Annotated in this window: 4 protein-coding genes; 1 reads left to right on the top strand and 3 read right to left on the bottom strand. The window is 37.8% G+C overall.

The genetic code is table 11. The features are described from left to right. Window positions 1–1569: 1569 nt before the first annotated feature. Both ACTRWF_RS19460 and ACTRWF_RS19455 read right to left on the bottom strand, forming a co-directional pair. Window positions 1570–2295, bottom strand: a complete 726-nt coding sequence (locus ACTRWF_RS19460) for a hypothetical protein (protein WP_462836081.1) — start codon at window positions 2293–2295, stop codon at window positions 1570–1572. A 302-nt stretch (window positions 2296–2597) separates the two neighbouring features. Then, on the bottom strand, window positions 2598–3749 hold the full coding sequence (locus ACTRWF_RS19455; RefSeq protein WP_462836080.1) for an SIR2 family protein: 1152 nt from the start codon (window positions 3747–3749) through the stop codon (window positions 2598–2600). A 406-nt stretch (window positions 3750–4155) separates the two neighbouring features. On the opposite strand from ACTRWF_RS19455, the gene ACTRWF_RS19450 reads away from it, so the two are divergent. Continuing rightward, window positions 4156–4797: a hypothetical protein gene (locus ACTRWF_RS19450; RefSeq protein WP_462836079.1), complete on the top strand. Its 642-nt coding sequence runs from the start codon at window positions 4156–4158 to the stop codon at window positions 4795–4797. A gap of 200 nt (window positions 4798–4997) precedes the next feature. Here the strand turns inward: ACTRWF_RS19450 and ACTRWF_RS19445 are convergent, their stop codons facing one another. Further along, complete coding sequence (locus tag ACTRWF_RS19445; RefSeq protein WP_462836078.1) at window positions 4998–5174, bottom strand: hypothetical protein; 177 nt, start codon at window positions 5172–5174, stop codon at window positions 4998–5000. Between the last annotated feature and the right edge of the window lie 739 nt (window positions 5175–5913).

Genomic DNA, 5913 nt, shown 5'->3' with positions numbered 1-5913 from the left:
GGAACTGCTAGAATCTACTCTCATACCATGGCTCATGTTCATAGAGCAATTCGATTCAGAATTGCTATTGTAGTGTTTGTTGTCAATAGCCATTTCAAAACTCATAGTATCTATAGCCATAGCTTGCCCAACGAGGGCAGATAGCACTGTAAATACTAGTATTAATTTTGATAGGGATTTAGACATTTTTTAAGCATTGAACATAACCTATACGGAGAATAATGGATTTTTTCGAATTGGTAAACAGTCGAGACTAATTTGTAATCAGAATAGCCCATTCATCGGCAGAATTTTAGAAATAGTCATGATGAGAGAAATAGCCTACAACCATGCAAATTTTTAGCCGCGCCACTAAATCCGTAATTCAGATACTGCGATAGAACTTGAACGCTCTAAGTAGTTGCCACAATGCTTTCTCTTTGTCCAGTTCCATTAACGTTATAACAGGAGGTACCCGGACTTACACAAAAAATTGAGGAGGCTGACAAATAAATGCTTGAGGAACTCGCGCTCTGACAGATAGAGTTTTTGATGTCGGCGACCTTATTGACAGAAACCTAAATTCTGAGAGGTGTTTGAATTTATTAGATGAGAAATGATTCTTTTCTGTATTAGGGAATCATGAAAAACTAATATTAGAAATCAATTTGAGCAAGCTATACCAATCTGAGCTTTGGTATCAGAATGAAGGTAAATGGTGGCAATACTTAGACAATGAGCTTAAGAATAAATATTTTAACTTAGCTAACAAGTTACCTCTTTCGATATCTATTGAAACGAACTTTGACAACATTGGAATAGTCCACGCAGATCATCCTTTCCATTCTCGGCCGCCTACATAAGACTGTCAAAATTATATTAAGCAAATTCTTTGGGAAAGGATATTATCCTAATAACAATATCAAAGACCCTAAATCTACTTTGTATAAATTCTCTGAAGATTTTATACACATATTCAATTACCGAAACTTCAAACTTACTCACAGTAAAATAAAGTTAGACTGCTAAAACAAAAAGCCCCGCATTTTCATGCAGGGCTTTCTGAATAATGGTGCCTCGACCCGGGATCGAACCAGGGACACGCGGATTTTCAATCCCTACTGGCCTTGTAGCAATGATGCCATCTATTGATTTTAGCGGCCTGTAGCGCCGCTCTCCTGTGACAAAACACTGTGACAAAGCAAAAAATCGTCACACCTAATCTGAGTAGGATAGTGCAAAAATTCTTATACGCTGAGCATTTTGATTTGTACGTCACAGCATAACATAAATGTAATTTACAAAGTTCCCTAAGATGCAGTGGCCCATATCCGAGAGTACATTTTCGGTGAATAGGTTTTCGCTTCATCTGACAAGCCGCATTGAACGAATAGCCGTCATTCATTAGTGCAATACTAAAGGTCAACTCTAGACAAGCAACGGACGTTCAGCTTTATTGCTTTAAACTGCCCTTCTGTGCCAATAAAGGACATTCAACACCCGTATAATTGCCTTATAAAATTGTTAACACTTAGCTGTAGCGGCGAGGGAACGTAAAAAAAATTCTTAAAGCCTTCATCAATACGTTTGTTATGTTTGCACATTTATAAATTTGTATTTTGGGTATATTTCTATCGCAAGTTTACGTAAATTCTCAAAGGCCAGCAAAAGCTCTTTTTCTGCCCACTCAGCTTGGGTTTTGATAATATCAATCCAATTTACAGCATCTTCGTGGACACTTTGGGGAACAGCATTCTTTAATAAATTTATGTCTCTGGGGCCACTAATATTCGATAAGGAAGGCTCAATTTTTTTTGTGTAGAAGTCATTCCTCTTAGAAATTGAATCTAGTAACTGTAGATACAAGTTTTGAGAATGAATGAGTTTCGAAACAGTATTAGGGTTATGCACCAATAAAGATGATAACTCTCCAGCAGGAATACTTATATTTGGGTTATAAAAACCATTTAGTTTGTTAAAAAAAGCTTCAGCAAAAATATATTCATTTCTAAGGTCAAACCTAACTTCGCGAACGACAGCAGTTTGAGCGTATATATTCAACAAAGCTATATTAACTTTCTCTGCTTCCTTACTTTCTGTTTCTGTTTTGGATTTTGAGGAATTTAATTTAAAAGCAAAATATGCACCTGCTAGCGAAGCTCCACCAGTGCTTACAAACCTTAAGACATAATCATATCCTAGGCCCAATACCGTCGTATTTTCTATAAACAACGAAAATAGAACCCACAAGTTAAGCACAAGCGCCACCGCAGCAATTGCCATGAACTCAGGAAGACAAAATTTTATTTTGCTCATGGAATAACACTCCTTGTTGCACGCAGACATAACAGCTTGTAACACCAACTGTAGTCAGTCAGCGATCTCACAAGCTACTCTACCTTGCAAGATTAAAAAGTCCAATGTCTGCTTATCGCGTTAATGCAGAACTTGATGTATCTTAGCGCTAACTCCCGCTTCACGTACTCTGCCGAACTACAAGCTTTGTCGACAAACATCAAAAGACAAGCGGACGGTCAACGCCTCATTAAGGTGTGAGCAACGCGTGGTAAAAATGCCACGCGCTGCAAACCACTCTTAAATGCTTTGTTACACCATTTTTAGTCGAACAAAAATTTTACCGCATCACTGGAGAAGCCCTTAAGGTAAAACGCTGACTTTTGTTCATCGATGAAACTATATGTTTGTTTCAATTGCTCAATAGCTTCATCTGTCACCCTGTAATCAACAATTTTAACATTGTCTTTTTCAACGCCATTAAGAGTAAAATCCCATTGAAAATATAGGTAGTTTTTAATCATTTTATACAAACAAACACGCAAATAATCATCATGCTCAGGCAAAGAAAAGCCGATAATATTTATTCCCAAATTGAAACCACCTGACATTCCCAGTCCATGCCAAAAACTAATAAATGGGTTAGCATAAACAATTTTCATATGAGAAGGTGACAATATCATGGGCACACTAGGTGGATCGAAATTCTCGTAGAATGAATCCAAGTTTGATAAACGATGTATAAATTTTAACGGGTCATCAGAAGTTCTGGAGCCATCTACCAAGGGAATTGGCGCGTATTTGTTATTGTTGTTAAAAATAGGATCTCTGGGTAGCTCATGATAGTTCTGCTTTTTAAAAGCAGCAATAGAACCTAGATAATCTTCATTAGTAAACCAATCTAATGAACCATGCAATTTGAGAATTACCACTTCTTCTTTGTTATCATCAATCGTTCCACCATAATCATGCGTTGATTTAAAACGATGTGTAAATAACCTATAGGGCTTGCCTACAAACTCCAGTGCACGCTCTAAAATCACGTCGTAGTTCAACGTAATGATGACATCAGTGGTTTTCAGGTTTTGAGCAAACTCTATATATTCCTGAGGTAAATTAGTGGCAACTGGAGTACGCTCGTGAATAATTTGCCCAATGAACTTCTTGATCAAAAGTTGAGCACCGTTTCCCTTAGAGCTAAGTGTGTCACTTCCTTCTAGCCAAAGGTAGTGTTCTATGTCCAAAAATGACATAAACTCTTCCAGATCCACATCGTCATGAGTCAAAGTAACATTACAAGTTGATTGCTTATAGTCGATGAACTCATCTAAAGATCGATGAAACTTTGTATCCGTACCATACACTGACTCTATACGTGACTTTACTAAACCATACAGTTCCGCTGCCGTAGGTAAGCCTGCTGGCACAGAAAACCCAGCGCCAATTACAAAAATTCTATAACCTATATTATTCATATTCTATCAATGATATCCGAACTATTCAGGATTTATTGGGGGCATACATCTGTGCAAACAACGCAAATATAAACGCATGTTGTAAAAAAGGGGTCTCATGAAGAGAGAAACCCACTGGGTTAAGAGTGCTAGGGGGTAACCTATTTATTGTTATCCCAAGATCCGCTTCACGTACGGCGCCGCCTAAAAGCGAGCGCTGACGATCATCAATAGACATCGAGTTGAAGATTATGTCTGAAACCTTGTACTTCATCCCAGTGTCATTTCCTCGCAGAAAAGTGTTATGTTACGTGTGGACTAACAATTACTTGGTCAATATAAATCATTTAGTTGAACGCAGACTATAAGTTTAGCAATTGCTCATAAAAAAATAACATCACAGGATTTGTTACAACTAGGAGCCTATATGGATATTGCTGTCAAAATATTTCAATCACTTTTTTATATAATAGCATCCACTGTTGCCATTCTGACCTACCTTAAAGCAAAAGACGGACTGCTAAACTCCGTTAATACCGAGTATCAGAAAAAAGTAATGGAGAAACTCACTCAATTATCTGAAGAAATAATTGGTGAGTTTGACTTTTCCTCAGAAACCCATCATTCAAAAGATCACACTTTTGGTGAGCTTATATCGAGAGTGAACAGTTTTGCTAGAAAAAATAAAGAGGAACTACTTTCAGGAGAGCTGAAATTTATGGGGACTCCCGCTACTGAAAAGATGATTGTGGGCTTGACCATGCCATCCCTTATAGATACAGACCCGTTCATACCTTCAGGTATAAGGACTAAGTTAGCTTCATTTTATAAAATGAAGCATGAGGAAACCTATTCTGTGTATAGAGAAGTCATATTAGAATATCAAAATGCTTTAGAAAAAGGCGATAGTATCTGGTGGAGAAATATTGATGATGCACCAGGTATATTAAGAAATAAAGTAAATGAAATTTTAGATAAGAAAGGTATTGGCTTGTCCCAGTTAGAAGTTCTCGCTCACGAAATTAGAAATGACATAAAGAAATATTACGATAGCTTTAACCCAATCTGATTGTGTCTTAGCAATGTCCGCTTCACAAAAGACTGTCAGGTTAGATTTGGGCTAAATTCTTATCAGCTGTACATATATATCCTAAACTAACCGCCAGCCTTCATATACTTCTCTACTAACCGTTCAAAAGAAGGTATTAGCCAGATAGCCAAAGCCGCTAGCAGCAATAACATCAGTAAGGCTAATTGAAATGCAGTCACCTACCAATCTCCGTCAAATCCTGACAGGTCATTAATTCCAAAATCATCAAATCCACTATCGATAGACGTTGTGTTTGTCATCCAGTCGGTGTCAGAATGAATATCACATCCACCGGACACATCAGTATCTATAGAACTAATATCGAGCGTGGTATCCACACCTAGGTAGTCTGACATATCAGTGCCGCGTGGATTTCCTTCTACGTCGATAACACCAGGACAACCTTTTACTCCACTAGGTAAAAGCGGTAACCCTGTTGCCTCATTGATTCCAGGTGCGTCACACCCGCTCTCATCGAGAGCTGAAGAATTAGCCTCTTCACTACTATATGAGCAGTGTTCGAATAATTGATAACTTAGTAATGACATTGTGCTGTCCTCTTGTTTATTAATCAGCACAAAATTACGTTAATGAAAAATAACCCTAATGCAAACCCTTTCCTTTTAACGTCCATCAGCATAGCTGTGGTATAGCAATTCATTGGTAAATTAAAGATGTCGAGTCTTCGTTCATAGAGCGTTAGCCGCCACGCAAAACTAGTCAGCTCTCAGTTGCTGAAACCCTGTTGCATTTTTAGTTCATACCTTTTTCCCATTCATAGTTTTACTAGTTAAAGTTTGCAACCTCTACTTAAGAAGCCAGACTCGACATGAATATTCTTCCTCAAAAAAGTGTTTTAAATAAAAACTGATTATGCTTGGAAAGCATGAATTACTAGTTGCAAAGCAAAGTGATAGCACCAAACTAAAAGTTTGCGTGCAAAAAGCAGTTGTGAAACAACTCAATAGCTCGCGCAGAAAGACAATTGCGAAGCACATTTTCTTTTGAAGCTGGCGCATGTTCGCAGTTGCGAACTACCCCCTATTTTGTTTTGTCCTAGCAAAATTTGGTGAATAGAGCGAAAACGCTATGAGC

It is taken from the genome of Alteromonas sp. G5_S2_22_S1 (assembly GCF_054968525.1).
Note: the sequence above shows the minus strand (reverse complement) of the source record. Positions and strands in the feature narration are given on the sequence as shown.

Coding starts and splice junctions, on each gene's coding strand:
- ACTRWF_RS19460 (WP_462836081.1), bottom strand. CDS start 2,295: ATGAGCAAAATAAAATTTTGTCTTCCTGAGTTCATGGCAATTGCTGCG.
- ACTRWF_RS19455 (WP_462836080.1), bottom strand. CDS start 3,749: ATGAATAATATAGGTTATAGAATTTTTGTAATTGGCGCTGGGTTTTCT.
- ACTRWF_RS19445 (WP_462836078.1), bottom strand. CDS start 5,174: ATGTCAGACTACCTAGGTGTGGATACCACGCTCGATATTAGTTCTATA.
- ACTRWF_RS19450 (WP_462836079.1), top strand. CDS start 4,156: ATGGATATTGCTGTCAAAATATTTCAATCACTTTTTTATATAATAGCA.